14 protein-coding genes and 2 pseudogenes are annotated in these 20,922 nt (G+C 59.5%); 4 read left to right on the top strand and 12 right to left on the bottom strand.

Going from position 1 to position 20,922, the window contains the following annotated elements; all coding sequences use genetic code 11:
• Position 1: 1 nt before the first annotated feature.
• Entirely contained in the window at positions 2–1,390 is a 1,389-nt protein-coding gene (locus tag ACTXGA_RS05060) for a CmpA/NrtA family ABC transporter substrate-binding protein (RefSeq protein ID WP_443392049.1), read from the bottom strand.
• A 201-nt stretch (positions 1,391–1,591) separates the two neighbouring features.
• Between ACTXGA_RS05060 and ACTXGA_RS05055 the strand changes: the two genes are divergently transcribed.
• Positions 1,592–3,448 carry a sigma 54-interacting transcriptional regulator gene (locus ACTXGA_RS05055; RefSeq protein WP_443392048.1) on the top strand — a complete coding sequence of 619 codons (1,857 nt, stop codon included), beginning with the start codon at positions 1,592–1,594 and terminating at the stop codon, positions 3,446–3,448.
• Positions 3,449–4,016: 568 nt separating this feature from the next.
• Here the strand turns inward: ACTXGA_RS05055 and ACTXGA_RS05050 are convergent.
• Both ACTXGA_RS05050 and ACTXGA_RS05045 read right to left on the bottom strand, forming a co-directional pair.
• The gene (locus ACTXGA_RS05050) at positions 4,017–5,531 is read right to left on the bottom strand and encodes a catalase (protein ID WP_443392047.1); all 1,515 of its coding nucleotides are present in this window, start codon (positions 5,529–5,531) and stop codon (positions 4,017–4,019) included.
• Positions 5,532–5,610: 79 nt separating this feature from the next.
• On the bottom strand, positions 5,611–6,984 hold the full coding sequence (locus ACTXGA_RS05045; protein ID WP_443392046.1) for an NAD-dependent succinate-semialdehyde dehydrogenase: 1,374 nt from the start codon (positions 6,982–6,984) through the stop codon (positions 5,611–5,613).
• 188 nt (positions 6,985–7,172) lie between these two features.
• Between ACTXGA_RS05045 and ACTXGA_RS05040 the strand changes: the two genes are divergently transcribed.
• On the top strand, positions 7,173–8,423 hold the full coding sequence (locus ACTXGA_RS05040; RefSeq protein ID WP_443392045.1) for a putative DNA modification/repair radical SAM protein: 1,251 nt from the start codon (positions 7,173–7,175) through the stop codon (positions 8,421–8,423).
• Positions 8,423–9,835, top strand: coding sequence for a UdgX family uracil-DNA binding protein (locus ACTXGA_RS05035; protein ID WP_443392044.1), 1,413 nt, complete (start codon positions 8,423–8,425; stop codon positions 9,833–9,835). Before ACTXGA_RS05040 ends, ACTXGA_RS05035 begins: the two co-directional genes overlap by 1 nt.
• On the opposite strand, the gene ACTXGA_RS05030 is transcribed toward ACTXGA_RS05035, so the two are convergent.
• Both ACTXGA_RS05030 and ACTXGA_RS05025 read right to left on the bottom strand, forming a co-directional pair.
• The gene (locus ACTXGA_RS05030) at positions 9,832–10,395 is read right to left on the bottom strand and encodes a hypothetical protein (RefSeq protein WP_443392043.1); all 564 of its coding nucleotides are present in this window, start codon (positions 10,393–10,395) and stop codon (positions 9,832–9,834) included. The two genes, ACTXGA_RS05035 and ACTXGA_RS05030, sit on opposite strands and share 4 nt — an antisense overlap.
• Before the next feature lie 350 nt (positions 10,396–10,745).
• Positions 10,746–11,173, bottom strand: a pseudogene (locus tag ACTXGA_RS05025) (transposase); the annotation flags it as partial.
• A 78-nt stretch (positions 11,174–11,251) separates the two neighbouring features.
• On the opposite strand from ACTXGA_RS05025, the pseudogene ACTXGA_RS05020 reads away from it, so the two are divergent.
• Positions 11,252–11,380: pseudogene (locus tag ACTXGA_RS05020) on the top strand (IS91 family transposase); the annotation flags it as partial.
• 498 nt (positions 11,381–11,878) lie between these two features.
• Here ACTXGA_RS05020 and ACTXGA_RS05015 read toward each other — a convergent pair.
• From ACTXGA_RS05015 to ACTXGA_RS04985, 7 genes are all read right to left on the bottom strand, one after another.
• On the bottom strand, positions 11,879–14,785 hold the full coding sequence (locus ACTXGA_RS05015; protein ID WP_443392042.1) for a PAS domain S-box protein: 2,907 nt from the start codon (positions 14,783–14,785) through the stop codon (positions 11,879–11,881).
• 209 nt (positions 14,786–14,994) lie between these two features.
• The gene (locus ACTXGA_RS05010; RefSeq protein WP_443392041.1) at positions 14,995–17,865 is read right to left on the bottom strand and encodes an EAL domain-containing protein; all 2,871 of its coding nucleotides are present in this window, start codon (positions 17,863–17,865) and stop codon (positions 14,995–14,997) included.
• A gap of 149 nt (positions 17,866–18,014) precedes the next feature.
• Positions 18,015–18,482, bottom strand: a complete 468-nt coding sequence (locus tag ACTXGA_RS05005; protein ID WP_443392040.1) for an MFS transporter — start codon at positions 18,480–18,482, stop codon at positions 18,015–18,017.
• Complete coding sequence (locus ACTXGA_RS05000; RefSeq protein WP_443392039.1) at positions 18,442–19,128, bottom strand: hypothetical protein; 687 nt, start codon at positions 19,126–19,128, stop codon at positions 18,442–18,444. Before ACTXGA_RS05000 ends, ACTXGA_RS05005 begins: the two co-directional genes overlap by 41 nt.
• Complete coding sequence (locus ACTXGA_RS04995; RefSeq protein ID WP_443392038.1) at positions 19,128–19,991, bottom strand: SDR family oxidoreductase; 864 nt, start codon at positions 19,989–19,991, stop codon at positions 19,128–19,130. The genes ACTXGA_RS05000 and ACTXGA_RS04995 overlap by 1 nt, the downstream gene beginning before the upstream one ends.
• 16 nt (positions 19,992–20,007) lie before the next feature.
• Entirely contained in the window at positions 20,008–20,412 is a 405-nt protein-coding gene (locus ACTXGA_RS04990) for a hypothetical protein (RefSeq protein WP_443392037.1), read from the bottom strand.
• Between the two features lie 74 nt (positions 20,413–20,486).
• Positions 20,487–20,922 (bottom strand): ATP-binding protein (locus tag ACTXGA_RS04985; protein WP_443392036.1); only part of this gene is annotated, 436 nt, incomplete at its 5' end.

Raw genomic sequence — 20,922 nt, 5'->3', positions numbered from 1 at the left:
ATCAGCCCTTTCCGATGGCAAAGCTTTTGACATAGGCCTGCGGTTCGGCGGGGTCGAAGGTCTTGCCCATGATGGTGTGCGACTTGTAGGTGACGTCGGGCGCCTCGTAGCCCAGATCGTTCATCACCTTCTTGGCGTCGGCGGCCAGATAGACCTGCTCGGCCACCGCCTTGTAGTCGATATCGTTCTCGATATAGCCCCAACGCTTCATCTGCGTCAGGATCCAGACGCCCATCGAATGCCAGGGGAAGGGGTCGAAATCGATCCGGTCGGGCACCCTCTTCACCTCGCCCAGACCGTCGGCATATGTGCCGGTCAGCACCTGTTCGATCACCGGAACCGGCTGGTTGAGATAGTTGGTCGGCGCGATCGCCGCGCTGATTTCCTTGCGGTTCGCGGGGTCGGAGGCGTATTGCGTCGCGTCGATGATCGACTTCAGCAGCGCGCCATAGGTGTTGGGCAGTTCCTCGGCAAAGGACAGGGGCGCGGCGAAGGCGCAACAGGGATGACCCTCCCAGATGTCCTTGGTCAGCGTGTGAATGAACCCGATACCTTCCCAGACCGCGCGCTGGTTGAACGGGTCGGGCGACAGGTAGCCGTCAAGGTTCCCGGCGCGCAGGTTGGCCACCATCTCCGGCGGCGGCACCACGCGGATCTGGATGTCCACATCCGGGTCCAGACCGAATTCCGCCACGTAGTAGCGCAGCAGGAAATTGTGCATCGAATATTCGAACGGCACGCCAAAGGTGAAACCCTTCCACTGGGCCGGGTCACGCTTGTCCAGGTGTTCGTTCGACAGAACGATGGCCTGACCGTTGATGTTCTCGACCGCGGGCATGATGTAGGGTTCGGCAACCGACCCCGCGCCCAGCGTCATGGCCAGCGGCATCGGCGTCAGCATGTGGCTGGCGTCATATTCACCGGACAGCGACTTGTCCCGCGCCACGGCCCAGCCGGCGGTCTTGATAACCTGCGCGTTCAGCCCGTGTTTTTCATAAAACCCCATCGGCTGCGCCATGATGATCGGCGTGGCACAGGTGATCGGCACGAAACCGATGTTCAGGTCGGTCTTTTCCGGCGTGCCAAGGGTGTCCAGGATGGCCGCCTTGGCCTCGTTCAGAGGGAACACCGACGCCAGCGCCGCAGCGACCGTGCCGCCGCCCAGCATCCCCATGAAGGACCGCCTCCCGATATCGCTGTGACCAAAGACAGAGCGGACAACCGCGCTTTCGACCGCGCGTTCCAGCATGTCGTCCGAGGACATGCGCGCCGGTTCGGCATGGCCTTTGTCGTGGCCGTGGCCAGACAGGCAGTTGTCACACCCACAATCCGCGCCGTGGCGCAGATCGGTTTTTTCCGAATACGGGTTTCCAAGGCTCTTGATCGTCACGGTGACCTCCTGTGCTGAAGCGTTGACAGAAGGATGACCGCAATGATTCACCGAAAAAAGCGTGCGCTCAAAATTTAATCTTCCAACAAAATTTATATATTTCAGATGCATACGCTCTAACTGATGCTTCAATTGTTACGATATATCGTAAATTACGATTTTTCGTTAACTGACGCTGCGCTGCCGCGATAGGATCCCCCCATGTCGCTTGATCATGTCCAGACCGATTCACTTCTGCACGCCATCCCGCAGCCCGTGCTGATCCTTGATACGCAGCGTGACCGCGTCGTCGACTGGAACGCAGAGGCCGCATCTCTGTTCTGCGACCGCCCCGATGCCACGCCCAAACGGTTCTCCACTTACCTGCAATCCTCGCTGTCGCATTTCGTCGTCTTTCTCGAAGAGATGGAACATCGCGGCACCAGCTGGACCCGGGATGTGCAGTTCTACGCGCAGGACGGCCGCGACCTGCGGTGCGAAGTCCACGCCCGCCCCCTGCGCGACCGGCCCGGCTGGGTCCTGCTGTCGCTGACCGACCTGCGGGCACTGGACCGCCGCGCCGAAGAGGCGGCCGCCGCCGAAACCTTTCGCGCCGGGTTGATCGAATGGAAACGGACGGAAACCTTCTTTGCCGAGCTGGAACGCCAGAACCAACTGATCCTGAACGCCGCGGGCGAAGGCATCTACGGCGTCAACGCCGAGGGCAAAACCACCTTCGTCAACCGCGCCGCGCAGGACATGTTGGGCTGGACCAGCGAGGACCTGCTGGGCAAGGACATCCATTCGATGATCCACCACCACCACTTGAACGGCGATCACTACCCCTCTCAGCAATGCCCGATCTACCGGTCCTTCCGCTTTGAACAGGTCAACCGGATCGAGGATGAGGTGTTCTGGCGCAAGGATGGACACCCGATCCGCGTCGAATACGTCTCGACCCCGATCTATGATCAGCAGATCCTTGCGGGCGCGGTGGTGATTTTTCGCGACATCACCGAACGCAAGGAAAACGAACGAAAACTCCGCGACGCCCTGTCAGAGGTCGCCGCGCTGCGCGACCGGCTGGAACAGGAAAACGCTTACCTGCAAGAGGCGATCTCTTCCGAACGGGCGCATCACGACATCATCGGCACCTCGCCTGCCATCCGCCAGACGGTCAAACGCATTGACCTTGTAGCGGAGACAGAGGCCACCGTCCTGATCCACGGCGAAACCGGCACCGGCAAATCGCTGGTCGCCGCCGCCATCCACAAGGCCAGCCCTCGCGCCCGTCGCCCGCTGATACATTTCAAGTGCAGTTCGCTGGTCCCCGAAGAGGTGGAATCCGAACTCTTCGGCCACGTGCGCGGCGCGCCCAACGGCGCCACCCGCGACAAGGCGGGCAAGTTGGAACTGGCGCACGGCGGCACCCTGTTTCTGGACGATGTCGAAGAACTGCCCATCGAAATCCAGGGCAAGCTGCTGGCGGCGCTGCAAAACCGCACCGTCACCCGGCTGGGCGACACGCGGGAAAAGCCGCTGGATATCCGCGTGATCGCCTCTACCGCGCTGTCGGACACGCAGGCCCGCAAATCGTCGCGCATCCGTGAAGACCTCTACCTGTTCCTCAACGTCTTCCCAATCAGTTGCCAGCCCCTGCGGGACCGGCAAGAGGATATCCCCCTCCTGGCCGCACACCTGCTGCGTCTCGCCTGCCGCCGCCTCAACCGCCCTGAACCGGTGCTGACCGAAGGCGTGGTCAACCAACTGCAGTCCTATGACTGGCCCGGCAATGTGCGCGAGTTGCACAACGTGATGGAACGCGCCGCCATCGTTTCGCAGAACCGGAAACTGGTGATCGAAATGGCCCGGGCCGCGCCGGAGCAGGCCCAGAACATCAGCTTCAGGACAGAGGCACAGATGCAGGATCTTGCCCGCGCAAACCTGATAGCCGCCTTGCGCGAAACCAACGGGCGGATCTCGGGCCCCTCCGGCGCCGCCGTCCTGCTGGGGATCAAGCCAACCACCCTCTTTTCGCGCATCGAGAAGATGCAGATTTCCCGTTCGGACTGGGGCTGACCCCCCGCAGAGCGGCGGCAAATCCGCTTTCCAGCCCGGTCTTTCGATAACGCTAGCCAAAGCGCAGACCGCCACACGTTGCAGCACCACGCCCGCTCCATTGTCGAGTGCGTCGAACAACCGGCGCGGACCCATGCGGTGCGGCGTCAGCCAAGGGCATCACCAACCCGGTCGCCGCCTTTTAGACCGCCAGCCAGATGCTCGAGCATCTGGGCGAAGCGGGTGCCGCGGATCGCCTCATGCGCGCGGTCGAAAAGGTTTGCGCAGACGGATTTCTCAAACCGGATGTCGGCGACAAGGCAACCACCCAAGAGGTGACCGATGCGGTTTGTGAAACAATCCGCGGTCAGAATACCTGAGGCGACCAGTAGTCCCCGAGGAGGCGCGCACTAACCGCGTTATCTTTTCGGTTCGGTTACAGGCCGTTTGTCGGAACGCCGCACACGCTCGGCGACAAACTGAACGCCAGCGGGAAACGACGCGCCAAGCAGCAGGACCGAAAGGCAATGCGTCGCGACTGACAGGCGATGGCACGATGCCATCGCCTGTAGGGCAAGGGCCGGACGGGTTATTCCGCCACCTCCAGCGGGGTGTCGTCGGTCACCGGCAGCGACGGTTCGCCGTGGTTGCCGGTTTCAAGCGCGCGACGTACGCCCGCTTCGTAATCCGGATGGACCTTTTTCAGAACCGCCAGCCAGCGTTCCTTGACGGCGTCAGACACCGGCGCCATCCCGCCGGCCATATTCTTGTGCAGGCGGGCGCGTTCTTCGTCACTCAGCACCTCGCTGTAGAGCGCGCGCGGCTGGACGTAGTCGACCTCGCTTTCCTCCTGCTTGAAACGCGCAGCCACAGCCTCTGGGTCGATCCGGAGCGGCGGTTCGGCGACGCTCTCGTCCGCGACCGGGCCATCGTACTGGTTGGGCTCGTAATAGGCGTTCGGGTTGCCGAAATCGTTGGTGAAGAACCGCATCGCCCCGTCCTTGTGGTAATGGTTCACCTTCGCGTTCTTCGGTGCGTTCGCGGGCAGCGCTTCGTAATGCGTGCCAAGGCGGTAGCGATGCGCATCGGCATAGGAGAAGACCCGCGCCTGCAGCATCTTGTCGGGCGAAAAACCGATGCCGGGCACGATGTTGTTGGGGCTGAAGGCCGCGTTCTCGACCAGCTGGAAATAGTTTTCGGGGAAGGTGTCCATCACCAGTTCACCCACCTCGATCAGCGGGTAGTCGTCGTGTGGCCAGACCTTGGTGAGGTCGAAGGGGTTGAACTCGGTCTTCAGCGCCTGCTCCTCGGTCATGACCTGGATAAACAGCGTCCACTTCGGGAAGTCGCCCGCCTCGATCATGTTCCACAGTTCTTCCTGATAGCTCTCGCGGGTCTTGCCGATGATCTCGGCAGCCTTGGCATCCGACAGCCATTCGTGACCCTGCTGGGTCTTGAAGTGGAATTTCACCCAGTGGCGTTCGCCTTTGGCGTTCCACATCGAGAAGGTGTGGCTGCCGTAGCCGTTCATGTGGGCAGGCGAGCGCGGAATGCCCCGGTCGGACATCAGGATCGTGACTTGGTGCACGCTCTCGGGCTGGCCCGCCCAGAAGTCGAACATCGCCTCGGGCGAGCGCATGTTGGTCTTCGGGTGCCGTTTTTGCGTGCGAATGAAATCGGGGAACTTGAACGCGTCGCGAATGAAGAAGATGGGGGTGTTGTTGCCCACCATGTCCCAGTTGCCGTCCTCGGTGTAGAACTTCAGCGAAAAGCCCCGGACATCGCGTTCGGCGTCTGCTGCGCCACTTTCCCCGGCCACCGTCGACCAGCGCGACAGCACCTCGGTCTTCTTGCCGATCTCCGAAAAGACCTTGGCGCAGGTGTAATGGGTGATGTCGTGGGTCACGGTGAAATGCCCCTGCAAACCCCAGCCCTTGGCGTGGACCACCCGCTCGGGGATGCGTTCGCGGTTTTGATGGGCCAGCTTCTCTAGGAGATAGTGGTCTTCCAACAGGACCGGACCGCGCGCGCCCGCGGTTTTGGAGGTTTCATTGGTGGGATACGGCTTTCCGGACGTCGATGTAAGGGTCGGTTTCCTGGACATGAAGGTTCCTTTCTGTTTCCGTCTGGGGGTGGCGGGATGTGAAGTTTTTTTGCTGACACTCTTTTAGGCGCAGTGGCCTTCAGGGCAGGAACACGGCCTTGGCATTGACGAATTCGCGCAGGCCAAAGCCGCCGTGCTCGCGGCCATAGCCCGAGTCCTTGACGCCGCCGAAAGGCATGTTGGGGTGGGCTGCGCCAAAGCCGTTGATCCGCACCATGCCGGTGTCGAAGTGCTTGCGCGCCAGCTCGACCGCGCGCGCCTCATCGCGCGAGAAAATACCGCCCCCCAAACCGTAGCGGCTGTCGTTGGCGATCCTCATGGCGTCCTCGTCGTCCTTGGCACGAATGACCGACGCAACGGGGCCAAAGATCTCATCGTCGTATGCCGGCATGCCCGGGGTGACATTGCCGAGGACCGTTGCGGGGTAATAGGCCCCGGAGCGATCCGCCGCGTGGCCGCCGCAGAGGATTTTGGCACCTTTCGCGGCACTTTCCGCGACCTGCTCCACGACCTTTTCGAGCTGCGCCTGGCTGCTGAGAGGGCCAAGTTCGGTGTTTTCGTCCCTGGGATCGCCAAGCGCGACGTTCGACATCGCGTCCACGAAGGCCGAGACGAAGGCATCGTAGACACTGTCGGACACGATGAAGCGCTTGGCATTCACACAGGTCTGGCCATTGTTGTAGAGCCGCCCCTGAACGGAATACTTGACCGCCATTTCGATGTCGGCGTCGCCAAATACCAGGTAGGCGTCGTTCGACCCAAGCTCGAGCACCGTCTTCTTGAGAGCGGCAGCGGCCTTTGCGCCGATATGACGGCCTGCATCGTCCGAGCCGGTCATCGTTACGCCGCGGATGCGCGGGTTTTCGATGATCTTGTCCGACAGGTCATGGTCGATCATCAATACGCGGAAGATGTCGTCCGGAAGGCCCGCTTCGCGGCAGATCTCTTGCAGGCGCAACGCGCTGCCGGTGCAAATCGAGGCGTGCTTCAGAACGCAGCCGTTGCCCGCCATCAAGGCAGCCGCCAGCACCCGGACAGGTTGGTAGAAGGGGAAGTTCCAGGGTTGGATCGAGTAGATCACCCCGATCGGCTGATAGGTGACAAGACCGGTTTCGCCGTTGCCAAGGTCACGTGTTTCATCGGCAAGATGTGCCGGACCGTGATCTGCGGTATATTCGAAGATCGCCGCGCACAGCTCGATCTCGTCGCGGCCAGCTGACAGAAGCTTGCCCATTTCGCGGGTCATCAGCGCGGCCAACTCCTCACTGTTCTCGCGGAGCTTTTCGGCCATTTTCCGCAGGTAGCCGGCGCGCTCAGCGTGAGACAACTCACGCCACTGAAGAAACGCCTGGTGGCAGGCCTCGACGGCGTCGAAAGCCTGTGCTTCGTTCATCGTCTCGTAGACGGCGAGTTTCTCGGCGGTTGCGGGATTGAACGTTTCGATCTTGGACATCGTGCTGCTCCTTCGGGCTCCGGCCGACAACCCGCGCGTGTTGAAATGGTTCCCCGCCGCCCGCCGCACGAAGAAGGCGTTGCTTCACAGGTGCCGCAGTTTCACCGCAGGTGACGGGAAGGCCTCAAACACTGCCAACCCACGGACGTGTGAACGAAAATCTTCTCGCACCCTGTTGCACTGCGCGCATGATGTTCTATTTTTGTTCCATGCCCAAATCTGTCTCCGAAAAACTGGCCATTCTGGCGGATGCCGCCAAATACGACGCCTCCTGCGCCTCGTCAGGGACGACGCGCCGAGATGCCCGGAACGGTGGTATCGGCAGCGCGGGCGGTAGTGGAATCTGCCACTCCTACACGCCGGACGGGCGCTGTGTCAGTCTGCTCAAGATCCTGATGACCAACTTCTGCATCTACGATTGCGCCTATTGCATCAACCGCGTCAGCAGCGGCGTCGAACGGGCCCGGTTCAGCCCTGAGGAGGTCGTCGATCTCACGCTGGAATTCTACCGGCGGAACTACATCGAGGGGCTGTTCCTGAGTTCGGGCATCATCCGCAGCCCGGACGACACCATGGCCGACATGGTCCGGATCGCGCGCCTCTTGCGCGAAGAACACGGCTTCAAGGGTTACATCCATCTCAAGACCATCCCCGAGGCGAGCCAAGAGCTGATCGATGCGGCCGGGCTTTATGCCGACAGGTTGTCGGTCAACATCGAACTGCCGCGCGATGCCAGCACCCGCCGCCTTGCCCCGCAGAAAAAGCCCGAGACGATCCGTGCGGCGATGGCCGCTGTTCGGCTGAAACGTCAGGAAAGCGGCGAACGGAGCCATACCGGCAAACGCCCGGCCCGGTTCGCGCCCGCTGGGCAATCGACGCAGATGATCGTTGGCGCGGATGCCGCCAATGACCGTGACATCCTGACGACGGCGTCCCGGCTTTACACGGGGTACCGGTTGAAACGTGTCTACTACTCCGCCTTTTCGCCGATCCCCGACGCCTCTGCCGCGCTGCCGCTGATCAAGCCCCCGCTCCTGCGCGAGCATCGCCTCTATCAAGCGGACTGGCTAATGCGGTTCTACGGTTTCGATGTCGAAGAGATCACCGGCGCGGCGCCCAGTGGCGACCTCGACCTAGAGGTCGATCCGAAACTGGCTTGGGCGATCGCCAACCGCGCGCATTTCCCGGTGGACGTCAACCGGGCGGAGCGCGCCATGCTGCTGCGTGTTCCCGGCTTTGGCACCCGTACCGTCGATCGCATCCTTGCGGCGCGGCGCTCAGGCGCGTTGCGCTATGGCGATCTGATCCGGATCGGCGCGCGGATGGGCGTGGCAAAGCCCTTCGTGACGATGCCGGACTGGTCACCGGGCACCTTGACCGACACGGACAACCTGCGCGCGCGCTTCACCGCGCCGCCGCAGCAACTCAGCCTGTTCTGATGTACCGGGTCACCCTGCCGGAACAGGGGTTTTTCGAAACCTGGCGCGCCGCTGCCCGGCGGCTGGCGAGCCACGATGTCCCGCCCGACCGGATTGTGTGGGATCGCGGCGGTGAGACCGACCTTTTCGCCGCCGCACCGCCGCCAGAGGCAGAGGGCCCGTCAGAGGTCACCGCGACGAAGCCATTGATCGCGACGGCGAAATCGGTTTTGTGCCATGCCGATCCGGAGGCACCGGCCCTGGCTTACCAAGCGCTGCACCGACACCAGAGCGCACCGCGCGCCCTCAGCAATCCCGCCGATCCGCTCACACGGCGCCTGGCGCAGCTGCAAAAGGCGGTCAAACGCGACATCCACAAGATGCATGCCTTCGTCCGGTTCCACGAATTGCCGGAGGAGGGCCCGCGCCGTCGCTTTGGTGCATGGTTCGAGCCCGACCACCTGATCCTCGAAGCCGCGACGCCGTTTTTCGCCCGTCGGTTTGCCGACATGGACTGGACCATCGCGACCCCGCAAGGGGTGGCCAGGTTCGAGAACGGCGCGCTTTCGTTCCATCCCACCGCTCCACACCCCGATCTGCCCGAAGATGCGTCCCAAGCGCTCTGGGGCACCTATTTCGCCAACATTTTCAACCCGGCGCGCCTGCATCTGAAGGCCATGCGGTCGGAGATGCCGGTCAAATACTGGAAGAACCTGCCCGAAACCCGGCTTATTCCGGAAATGCTGGCGTGTGCAGAAGCGCGCATCGACGCGATGCGCGCAGCCATGCCGAACGAGAGGCCTGCGCGCGCGGTGCGCATTCTCGACAGGCTGCCGCAGTCCGAACCGGCGGGGATGCCGGGCGACATGAGCGCGGCAAGGCAGGCGGCATCGGCATGTCGGCGCTGTTCATTGTGTGAACCGGCAACGCAGACCGTTTGGGGTGACGGCGATCCTGCCGCGCCGCTGATGATCGTCGGAGAACAGCCGGGCGATGCCGAAGATCTTGCCGGGCGGCCCTTCGTCGGCCCCGCCGGACAGATCCTGACGTCTGTCATGGCCGAAGCTGGCACCGGGCCTGTGTGGAAAACAAATGCGGTCAAGCACTTCAAGTTCCAGCCGCGCGGCAAACGGCGGCTGCACCAGTTGCCAGATCGGCACGAGATTGACCATTGTCGCTGGTGGCTCGACCTTGAACGACGGTTTGTGCAGCCAAGAGTGACCGTGGCGCTGGGTACCTCTGCAGCCTATGCGTTGACCGGCGATGCCTCTCCCCTCGGCGCGCGGCGCGGCACGGTGGAAACCGGGCTGGACGGAGGCGCGGTCATGTTGACCTGGCATCCGAGCTATGTGCTTCGGTCGACCGGAGAGACTGCGGCGCGCATACGCTCTGAATTGCTGGCGGATCTAAAGGCTGCGGTCGGGCTGGCTTAATAACAGCGGTGATCACGGAGCACTGTATCAGTCGAGAGATTGCGCCGCTCCAAGTTCTCATTTCGGCGGCCAGAGCTACGGAGGCCAAGAGGCGTCCCGAGGAGGCAAGAGACCGTCAGCTCGGCAGGTTCGATCTGCATGGCCTTTGCTGCGTTGCCCAAGGGCTCTCGAACGGTTGACCAGTCGGCCTTTCGCGCAGCGGCGTGCAACTGCCGCGTCTCTTCTTCACGCTCCCGGACACGCGCTTCCAAACTGTCCTCGGTCTGGTCCGATATCCGCGCTTCGAACTCGAGCAGGCGGGCCATTTCCGCTCGCAGAAATTCCTGCAGGATGGTTTTGCCCATTTCCGGACAGAAATTCGAAGTCCCTGATTCTCTGATCATTCTTGTTACTCGCTCTTCAAGAGCCGCGATAAGCGCAGAGGCGCGTCTCACGGCGACGAGGAGGAGGTCGGTTTGCAGGGAAAGACAGAGAAAAAGGTTTGATCCGGGTTCTGACACAGCCCGGAGCAGACGTTTGCGAAAGTAGAAGAAGCGCCCCCTACGCATCAGGTAGGGCATGGGGATGCCGCGGCCTGAACGGGAGGAATCGAAGCGGCGGCGGGGTCTGTGTGATACAGGATGTGTTACAGAATGTGTTACAGCACCCGAAGGTGGTGTGGCACATCCGCAATCCGGCCCCTCAGGGCCTTTGTTTTCATTGGATAATTTCGGCATTTGGCTGGGGTGGTAGGATTTTGCGTTTACTATCATGCACTTAGAAAAATCAGCAATATGGGTTTGATTGTCAAGCTGCGAAAAAGATTTGAGACATGATTTGTGTCAGGGTCGGTGTCAGTTACCAGCAACAGCGAAGCAGAAGAGCACGGTTGCACTTTGAGGCGACCGAGCGCACGGTTTGGTTTCGGCTGGGCGAGTTGAACCATGTCCTGCTTCTGACGCTGGCAGGCAGGCCGATCGCGCCAGGCAAAGAACCCGCTCTGGCTGACATCCAGAACCTGACACATGCGGGTGATTGGGAAGCTGGCCTTCTCCGCCTCGATAAAGCTGAAACTCATCGACTTGCGTCTTTCGCGAAGAAGGCTGCGGCTTTTTTTAAGATATCACGCTCCTGCTTCAGCACGGCGTTCTCGCGTCGCAACCGCTTCAGCTCGGCGTGCAGGTCAACCGACGCCTCCACCGGCTCACTGGCATCCCGCTCTCGACTGAGCCATCGCGTCAACGTCGAAAGCCCAATCCCGAGATCTTCCGCGATCTCTCGCCGCGTCCGACCGCTGGTCAGCGCCAGCCGCACTGCTTCACGCCGAAACTCCGGCGTCGGTCTGTTCCCGTTTCCCATAGAACACCTCCTGGTTCCTCAGTTGGTGCTCTCCACTTTTTCGGGGCAAGTCCAGACCCCGTTGCGCCAAGTGCCGAGGCGGAGGCCGCCCCGCTCACCTTGCGCGAGCCATGCCCCTGCTGTGGCGGCCCGATGCGCATCATCGAGATCTTTCGGCGCGGGCAGAAACCGATGTCGCATGCCCCACCGAGGGAGCAGGCAGCATGACATATCGCCCGTCATCCGTCACGAAACAGCACCGGCTACAATCCGCAGACCCGGTCCGAACTGCGTGTCCTCGTTCCTTTCCAGCGCGGCAAAAGGCGGCGACAACTCCGAAACGCACCGCCTTGTCGGGATCACCGGCTGGGTTTACGGTCGTATCAGGCGTCCGGTGCGCCATCAGCCGCAGCATGGATGCAGCCGCCGCCCCGATCGTCCGAACACTTTCCCCATAGCCTGATCCAAGACCCCCGCGGCTTCCTCCTTCCGAGGTTTGTCAACGCGGGCTGCCACCTCCCGGCCGCCCACCTCGCACCACAGCCCGCATCGAAAAACCTTCAGGAAATCAGTCATTCGCTGCTCTGCCAAATATAGTTGTCATCAACGCCAGAAGAAATATCCAAGGCTCGCTTCAATTCGCCAAATACAGTTTATCGCTACTTCCAATATAACAGTTGATTCGAATACTTTACTGAAAGCACCGGAGCACTTGCCTATATTCGCCTAATTCGCGTTACCAGAAAATTCAGACGCCATGGCCAGGCGGACCGCCTCCATCAAATCAATTTGACTAACCGGCTTGCTCAACCGTATGTCCTCCGAAATCAACCCATTGCCATGAACCAATGCTTCATCCGCGTAACCCGACATGAATATGACAGGAAAGTCCTCACGAATTTCGCGAACGGATTTGGCTAAATGAGTCCCCATCAATTCCCCTGGCATAACTATGTCCGTAAGTAAAAGATCGTAAGTTGGATTGGCTTGAAAGAGAGAAAGTGCCTCATCCCCACTCGCAGCTGTAACAACTGAACATCCGAACTTTTCCAATGTCTTGGCAAGTATTTTCGCCACTTCAATTTCATCTTCTGCAAGGAGTATCCTAAGCTTCATACTCATCAATTCAGCGGCAGCGTTGGTTTCGACTGGGAGTTCTGAGCTCAACCCATCATCTGCCGCGCAAAAGTATATCTTGAATGTTGTTCCGACGTTTGCCTCTGAGTGCACTTGAACGGTTCCTCCAGATTGCTTAATGAAGCCGTGCACCATGGATAGGCCAAGCCCCGACCCTTTGCCCGGAGCTTTTGTAGTGAAAAACGGTTCAAATATCTGGTCGAGAACATCTTTTGGTATGCCGTGGCCAGTGTCCGTCACAGTTAAGACAACATATCTTCCGCGCCCCAGCGTTTCCCTTGCCGCATCTTCAATATCATAATCAATAATTTCGTTTGATGTCTCGACCGTTAACTTTCCGCCTTCGGGCATTGCATCGCGTGCGTTCAGAATGAGATTCAATATCAAACTCTCGGTCAAACTGTGGTCAACATCTATTTCCCACAATGTGGAGTTTAGCTTGGTGCGTATTGATATGTTCTCGGGGAGAGTTCTGTTGATCCAGTTCTGAACGCCGACAATAGACGTATTGATGTTGAAACGTGACGGATTTAAACTCGCTTTCCGTGCGAAACTTAATAGACTCTTCGTCAAGTCGGCTCCGCGCAAAGTGGCCGATATTGCAGTGTCAATATATTCAGTCGGCATCAACTCGCTTGCTTCAAGTTGCAGAAGTTCCAGATTCCCTAAAATCACGGCCAATAGGTTGTTGAAGTCATGGGCAATGCCACCGGTCAAATGGCCTACAGCTTCTAACCTCTGGCTGCGAACAAGTGCTTCTTGAGCCTCGTGTTTGTCAGTAACTTCAATAATTACGCCCTCTAATTCTATATCACCTGCCGGCGTCTTTACTGGCCTTCCACGCTCAAAGAGCCAAATTGGGGGCTGAGATTCCTCGCGATACACGGGGTACTCGAATTCGTAGCTGCCTTCATCCTCTATTGCTCTAAGAACAGCCGCCTCTATCATTCTGAGGTCTCGTTCTTTCAAAACGCGATGATATGAAAATCCGTCAGATGCGTTTGTTTCACCTTCTTCTTTTGTGACGCCAAACAGTTGAGAAAAACCAGCGCTCGTATAGACTGGGGTCCTATCGGCGTCGTTTTTCACTCGATATAGCGCACCGGGGATGTTATCCATCAAATTTGAAAGTTGTTCGCGGCTTTGTCTCAGCTGTTCTTTTTGAGATTCTTGGTCTGTGATATCGAGCAAGACTCCTGTAGTTGCCACAAACTGACCATTTCCGTCGAATACCGGTCCGCACAATTCATGGATGGTGCGGATTGACCCGTCGTCTCGAACAATGCGAGTCACGACTTCGTAACCTGACTTATCACGATGTGCTTTTTCTATCACACGACGATAGGTCTCGCGGTCATCGCAATGAACCCAGCTAAGATCTTTTTTATAGGGGGCCGCACCTTTCTCCAAAACAGCATCCGACGGTATTTTTGAGGCAACTGTTCGGGCAATGAGCTCCTCTGAACTGACGCCGTAAATTTCTGCGAGCTCGTCAGAGCAATAGGTGATTCTGCCCTCTATCTCGTCCCAAACCCATGCGCCCACGTTTGCCAGTCTAACTGCGTCCCGATACTTTTTCTCACTGGATCGCAATGCTCTCTCTGACTCGTATTTTTCGGTGATGTTTTTAGCGGCGCCCCAGTACCCTAAAAATTCGCCTTTTTTGTCAAATCTGGCGCGGCCCGAAAGCTCCCCGTAAAACACCTCACCAGACGGTGACACCGCTGAAACAACAAAATCGTTCAACGCCGATTTTTTGGCAAAAAGTGACTGAACCGTTGTCCATGTTCCGCTCGTTGGATCAAGGTTTTCCACGTCCCAAAGTGCGCGGCCCAAAACGTCTTCCACTCTTCGACCAGCAAAGGACTCTGTTCCAACAACATTTATGAGTTTGTGGTTGGCGTCGGTTTCCCACTGCCAATCCGTTGCAAGATTTGCGTAAAACTTGAGACGCTCAGTTTGCCTCATTGCAATTTCTTCAACTTCAATCCGTTCCTGATTTTCAAATGTAAGCGATATCAAGCTGGCAAGCGTAATGGCGAAGTCTTTCTCATCATCCGTCCAAACTCTTTTGGGGCCAGTGTGCTCAATGCACAATATCCCGACCATCTTTCCTATGATATGGATCGGGCAGTCCAACATTGACGAAATGCCATTTTCAAGAAGATAGACATGCGCAAGTTCGGAGCATCGAGGGTCGTTAATGGCGTCATCAAAGCTGAGCAGGGAGTTGGTTTTGATAACTTCAAAGTATCGCTTGGCCTGATCTTGGGTGAGCAGGTTATCCGCCTGAATTTTTCCGTCTACAGAATTCCATAGCGATATTGCTTGAATTTCGGTTTGATCAGGGTTCAGCTTCCAAATTCCGACCCGCCCGACCGAAAGCGCCTTCCCAATTTCTTGACAAAAAAAATGGAGAGCATCATCAAATTCAAGTTTCGAAAACTGTCTTTCGTTGATCAATTCCCGCACGATCATTTGATATTTAGAAGTCATCACTTATCCGGTAAGAAACGGCTGTGAGGTATCATCCTTCTGTTCAGAGAGGTCGTCAACGCAAATGTCCGCTTCGGGAAAGCTGCGCTGAAGCGTCAGGCCGACCTGCGATCGGCGGCTTTGGGCCGTTCATGTCACTCCGGAGCAAGTCGGGGATCCGTCCTCGGCCGTGGAGCATCCGGACGGCAGCATCGTTTTCCAGAACTACGCTATGCGGATTTCATCCAAGCTGCGAGTTTGTCTCGCGCCATGGGGCGGCCAAAATGGTAGCCTTGCCAGATGTCGCAACCCAAAGCGCGCATTAGGTCCGCCTGCTCCTGGGTTTCCAAACCCTCGGCGGTCATCGAAATATTCAGCCTACGACACATGTCGCCGATGGCTTGCACCATAGCATGGGCTCCCGTGCTTTCCTGTACCGCAGCCCGGGTAATTTCGCCGGCCAATTTGACGCGCTCCGGTTTGAATTTCAGCAGAGACGTGAGTGACGCCCTCCCGCTTCCGAAATCATCGATCTCAAGGGCAATGTCCTTCTCGCGCAGATGCGCAACCAGTTCCGAGACACTCTCGAAATCCCTGTCAACATCCAGGGTCTCGAGAATCTCGATGTTGATGCGGAAGGGCAAGCTTTCGGAACTTTCCAACCATGGAAGGTCGGTTGCGTCGGCGAGCCTCTTCAGGCTGACGTTCACGGACACCTGTGACAATGGATTCTCTGTTTCGCTGAACATGCGGCCCGTTTCGATTGCGTGTAGGTAAACCGTTCGATCAATGCAGCTGATGAGACTTAAGTCCTCGGCGATACCGAGGAAATCTTTCGGATAAAGAAGGCCGCGTGTCGGGTGCTCCCACCGCGCCAAGGCTTCGACCCCGATGATGGCACCACTTTGAGCGCAGACTTGCGGCTGATAATGAGCAAGGAACTCGCCTCGTTCCAGCCCGACCAGGAGATCGTCCGATAGGATCTTGCGATCTTCGACATGCTTCCTGAGTGTATCGTCGAAAAAGTGGTAGCGATTGCGTCCCAACCGCTTGGCCTCATAAAGTGCGATGTCTGCGTCGTCCTGGCATGCCGGTAAACAATCAGCGCTTCCTGAAGCGATACCTGCGCTTACACCGAAATGCAGCATCTTGTCCTGCCACGGCAAAGGAGCCTGGCATTGTTCGATGATGCGAGCGGCTACATCCCGTGCAAGCGCTTCCGTGCATGGGCCCTCAAGGACAAGAACGAACTCGTCACCGCCGACCCTTGCGACACAGTCTCGCCGGCGCACGTTCGACGAGAGGATCTCGGCCACGTGGCGCAAGAGACAATCTCCGGCAGCATGGCCGAAGACATCATTGATGGGTTTGAAGCGGTCGAGGTCCAGATGGATAAAGCCGAATGTACCCTCAACTCCAACCAGGTTGCGCATATACTCGTCAAGGCCACGGCGGTTGCGCAGCCCTGTCAATGGATCCGTGATCGCCGCGCGTCCGAGTGCGTCAGCGCGCCTTTTCAGTTCGCGTTCCTGGCGCTTGAGTTGCGTCACGTCGATCCTGAATCCAACGGTATCTCCATTTGGCAAACGTGCCTCGTGGACCATGACGTGCTTGTCTCCGGGCAATTCTTGGGCGACCGGCGCAGACGGGTTTCGATGCCGTTCGAGTCGCTCCGTCAGCCAGGCGTCTTCCCTTCCTATCGCCTCAAGGTATTGACCGTTGCGCAGCCCTTCCCGAAGGATGCTCTCGAACGTCTGGCCAACATTGATCGCGCTTGACGAGCAAGCGTATAGATCGCGATATTTCTGGTTGAACATAACCGCGCGGTCGTTGGCGTCATAAAGAGCGAAGGCGTCCGGCACCGCTTCGAGGGCTGCACACAGACGCTCTTGGGCCTCCTGCGCTTTCTCGCGTGCCTCCACGAGTTCACCGTTCCTGCGTACGCGGTTTGTAATGTCCTGGAAAGCACCGAAAAGACTGCGGGGTTTGCCCTCGCGAAGCTCGACCTCGCCGATGGCGCGTACCCAGATACGCTCGCCCGAAGCTCGGACAAAGGGAAGCTCCAAGTCCCAAGGTGTACCGTCCTCCAACGCCTTTTCGACAGCCTGTGTGAGCGGCTCCTGTGCTTCAGGTGGGTAGAATTCGATCGCCTTTTCTAATCCTGGGACATAATCGTTGCCAACTCCGTGAATGCGGCGCGTCTCCTCGGTCCAAATCAGTTCGTTCGTCTCGAGGTCGAGTTCCCAGCCTCCGACCCCGGCCGCACGGCCCGTGCGGTTCATCAAGCGCTCCATGCGTTCCGTATTCCGGGTCCGCTTGCGCTGTTCGTCGAGCGGGAAATGAGTGCCGAACATCCATTCGGGCTTCCCGTCTTCCGTCCACGTGAAAACACGTCCCCGGTCATGCACCCAGACCCAGTGACCATCTCGGTGGCGCATCCGCGCTTCCAGGTCGTAGTAATTCGTCTCGCCGTCCCAATGCCGCTGCAGAGCATCGCCTGAGCGCTCGAGATCGTCGGGATGCGCGAGCGTCAGCCAGGTGTCTATCGAGATCGGACGCAGTTCTTCCAATCGATAGCCCACGATTTCTGCCCATCTTTCGTTGAAGCGGGTCTCGCCCGTCTGAACATTCCACTCCCAGGTGCCGGCGTTCGTGCCTTCGAGGCAGGATTGCAAGCGATAGGATTTGATGCGGAGGTCGTCGACGACGTCACTCTTCTCTTCAATCGACTTGAGTATTGCAAAGGCGCCCACGGGCTGGCCCGCATTGTCCATTATGGTTTGCGCAGACACACGAAATGAAACGGCCGCGCCGCATTTTGCGACGAATTCGCAGCCGTAATCATCCAGCCGCCCGTTTTCGAACAGAGCGGACGTGCAGGCATAGGCCTCGGCGGCGCAGTCATCAGTTAAGAAGTTCACGCTTCTCCGGCCGATCACCTCTTCGCGACGATAGCCGAGTTTAGCCAGCCAATCGTCGCTGACCTGCAAAATATACCCGCCCATGTCCGTGACGTGAAACATGCCCGGAAAAGAATCCGGCATGCGCAGCACATCCGTTGCAGATGTCTTTGCAGGGACAATTCTTTTGAGTTGGGACACTACGGTCGCTCCGTGCACAAAGTGGAGGTGATAGGACTTTCATGCGAAAATTACGGTTAACAAAAACTTACTTTTTTGATCTGAGTTGAATGTGCAATCAACTGTTGTGGCTATTCGGCAGCGGCGGCTTGGGGTATCGTCGCATTCAGTCAGCCTGACAGACGCACCAGAACAATCCCGACACCCACCACTGCGGCAGCGATGTAGGGTGCAGCGGCAAGGCCGATGCCTTCCACCACAAGCCCCCCGGCCCATGCACTGCCGGCAATGCCAAGGTTGAACGCACCGATGTTCAAACCAGAGGCCACATCAACCGCACCCGGTGAAACTTCGCGTGCGATTTGCATAACGTAGGACTGCAGCGGCGGCACGTTGGCGAAGGCAATACCGCCCCAGAAGGCCGCAACCGCGATGGCTGCAATCGGGTTTGAGAGGAGCGCACCGAGTGCGAGCAGTGATTTGGCAAGGCCAGCAAAGATCACGGTCAAGGACGCCACTGCACCGATGCGGTCGGCCAGTTTACCGCCTGCGATGTTACCCATGGCGACAGATGCACCGTAAAGCAACAACACAAGGCTAACCGCACCCGCAGACAGCCCCGTGACTTCGTTCAGCATCGCCCTGCAGAAGCGCGAAGCCGGCAACGACGAACCAAACGATGGCACCGAGGCCGAAGGCGGCCCCGGCAAGCTCTCCAATCGGAGGAACGACCGTGAGGAGCCCGGCCGCGCCGGCGAGTCCGCCAAGCCCTGCGGTGAGCCTGCCCAAGACCCCGCTTGCGCGCGCGGCGAGGCTGACCGCGAGAAACCATGCCCCGCCAGCGATCTCGTTTCCCCCGCCAAGGCCCAGTTCGACCGCGTGCAGCACCTGCCACAGGGCGGCCGCCGCCTCCGGATCGGCGGCAAGAACGTGGGCCCGTTCAGCGGCGACATTGGCGATCATCCCGGCGCCGAGGACGAGGGTGGCCCAGATCAGGCCCATCGCCCCAGTCAGGGCGGCGGAATCGGGCCGCGAGACAGCGATCTGCTGGCGGAGCGCAACGACGAGCACGGCGAGCGCCAGCGCGTTGACGACGTAGATCAGCGTGTTCCAGGCGATCAGGACGCCCGGGCGCTCGGCGATGAAACCCGCGACGGCGGCGGCGTCGATCTCATCTGTGCCAAAGCCCAGCGGGGCGAACACGGTGACGAGAAGAGCGAAGCCCAGGAGGTAGGTTGCCGCACAGATCAGGGCAGCGAGGCCGCCGGCGTTGCGAAGGGTCATCAGCGGGGTCCTTTGCGGTGTTGTTCCGACCCGGCGGCGAGGCTTGCGAAGTGGTCGGTGAGGCGCCGCGTCCCGAACCGGGGCGCGACCATATCCATTCCGAGCGCGGTCAAGAAGAACCGCGCGGGGCCGCTCACACGGCGCGGCAGGATCGGCAGGGCAGCGAGCGCGGCGCGCCGCAGCGCGTCCGGCAGGTGGGTGATGCGCGGCGGAGTTCCATGCGCGGCAAAGGCGGCGCGGGCGATCTCGTCCTGGGTCATCACGTCAGGCCCGCCGATCTCGGCCCAGCCCCGCCCGGCGTCTGTTTCATCGGCGACGGCCACTGCCAGGTCGGCACCATGAATGGGATTCAGGCGATGCGTTCCGTCTCCGAAAAGCCAGACGCGCCCGGTGCGGGCCATCGCGAAAATTTCGCCCATGTCCGAGAAGTAGCCGGTTGGCGCGATCACTGTCGCGGGGATATCGGATGAATGGAGCGCATCGACAAAGGCGGTCTTGGCATCGACAAGCGGCACCCCTGCCATCGACTCGGCATTCAGAACATGGACATAGGCGAAACGTCCGACGCCCGCCGTTTCCGCTTCGCGCAGCAGGTTCAGGTTCGCCTGGTAATCGACCTCCCGGTACCCCAGTCCGTCGGTCTGCCGGGTGACCCCCAGCGACGAGACGACGAGGTCGATTCCATCCATGACTCCCTTGAGCGTTTCGGGCCGGGTGGCCTCGGCCTCGACCAGCAAATCGGCAAGCCCCTCGGCCCGGGTCGTGTCACGGACCAGGGCAGTGACATGATGTCCGCGACGCGCGTATTCGGCGCATAGAAAGCGCCCGAGATAGCCGGTCGCGCCGGCAACGAGAACGTTCATGGATCCTCTCCGGTATTCAGGAAAAACCGACGCCAAGCGCGGCGGCGGCCATGAGAAAAAGGACTGGCGTCCAAAGCAGGCGCCCCGGACGCGACGGGCTGGCCGCATTGGCGGCCAGCGACGCGATGGAGAGCCCCACAGCAGGCCAGAACAGCGGTGCCAGCGCCGTGGTCCCGATCCCGGCCCGGGCAAGCACCGCCCCGGCCATCGTTGCCAGCAGCGCCCCTTGAACAAGGGCCATTGCCCGCCAGAACGGCGGCAAGCACCCGGGAAAGCGCCCGCCCACCGTCAGGCGCCCAAGGGGCGCGCCCGCGGCGATGGCCAGATGCATGGCCAGCGGCATCACCGCCAAGCCGGCATAGACGAAGGCAAGGGTCTGCGTCACCGGCCCTGCCCCCACCAGCGCAGCAAGTATGCCCAAGATGTTGATTTCTGCTGAGAAGTGACCCGGTTTTTTCACCGAGATTTGACCCACCCTTGTTTATTCCTCGGCGGTCATGTTGTGGTCAATGCCGGCGTCTCCTTTCTTGTTTTCTTGGCGGCTTCGGAACTGGCTTTGAAGCGGTAGCTGTCGTTGCCGGTTTCCAGGATGTGGCAGCGGTGAGTGAGCCGGTCCAGGAGCGCGGTTGTCATCTTTGCATCCCCGAAGACCTGCGCCCATTCCGAGAAGCTGAGGTTTGTGGTGATGATTACGCTGGTACGCTCGTAGAGTTTGCTCAGGAGGTGGAACAGAAGCGCGCCGCCTGATGAACTGAACGGCAGGTATCCCAGCTCGTCGAGGATGACCAAGTCGACCTTGGTGAGCATCTCGGCCATTTTCCCGGCTTTTCCGAGCGTCTTTTCCTGTTCCAGCGCGTTGACGAGTTCCACCGTCGAGTAGAAGCGAACCTTGCATCTGTGATGCTCGATAGCCTGAACGCCGATGGCCGTT

It is taken from the genome of Antarctobacter jejuensis, from assembly GCF_052266595.1.
Taxonomy (GTDB): domain Bacteria; phylum Pseudomonadota; class Alphaproteobacteria; order Rhodobacterales; family Rhodobacteraceae; genus Antarctobacter; species Antarctobacter jejuensis.
This window is presented reverse-complemented; position numbering and strand designations above follow the sequence as displayed.

Bases quoted from the DNA above. Each gene is read 5' to 3' on its own strand.
- ACTXGA_RS05055 (WP_443392048.1), top strand. From the start codon at position 1,592: ATGTCGCTTGATCATGTCCAGACCGATTCACTTCTGCACGCCATCCCG.
- ACTXGA_RS05050 (WP_443392047.1), bottom strand. From the start codon at position 5,531: ATGTCCAGGAAACCGACCCTTACATCGACGTCCGGAAAGCCGTATCCC.
- ACTXGA_RS05045 (WP_443392046.1), bottom strand. From the start codon at position 6,984: ATGTCCAAGATCGAAACGTTCAATCCCGCAACCGCCGAGAAACTCGCC.
- ACTXGA_RS05040 (WP_443392045.1), top strand. From the start codon at position 7,173: ATGATGTTCTATTTTTGTTCCATGCCCAAATCTGTCTCCGAAAAACTG.
- ACTXGA_RS05035 (WP_443392044.1), top strand. From the start codon at position 8,423: ATGTACCGGGTCACCCTGCCGGAACAGGGGTTTTTCGAAACCTGGCGC.
- ACTXGA_RS05030 (WP_443392043.1), bottom strand. From the start codon at position 10,395: ATGCCCTACCTGATGCGTAGGGGGCGCTTCTTCTACTTTCGCAAACGT.
- ACTXGA_RS05015 (WP_443392042.1), bottom strand. From the start codon at position 14,785: ATGACTTCTAAATATCAAATGATCGTGCGGGAATTGATCAACGAAAGA.
- ACTXGA_RS05005 (WP_443392040.1), bottom strand. From the start codon at position 18,482: ATGCTGAACGAAGTCACGGGGCTGTCTGCGGGTGCGGTTAGCCTTGTG.
- ACTXGA_RS05000 (WP_443392039.1), bottom strand. From the start codon at position 19,128: ATGACCCTTCGCAACGCCGGCGGCCTCGCTGCCCTGATCTGTGCGGCA.
- ACTXGA_RS04995 (WP_443392038.1), bottom strand. From the start codon at position 19,991: ATGAACGTTCTCGTTGCCGGCGCGACCGGCTATCTCGGGCGCTTTCTA.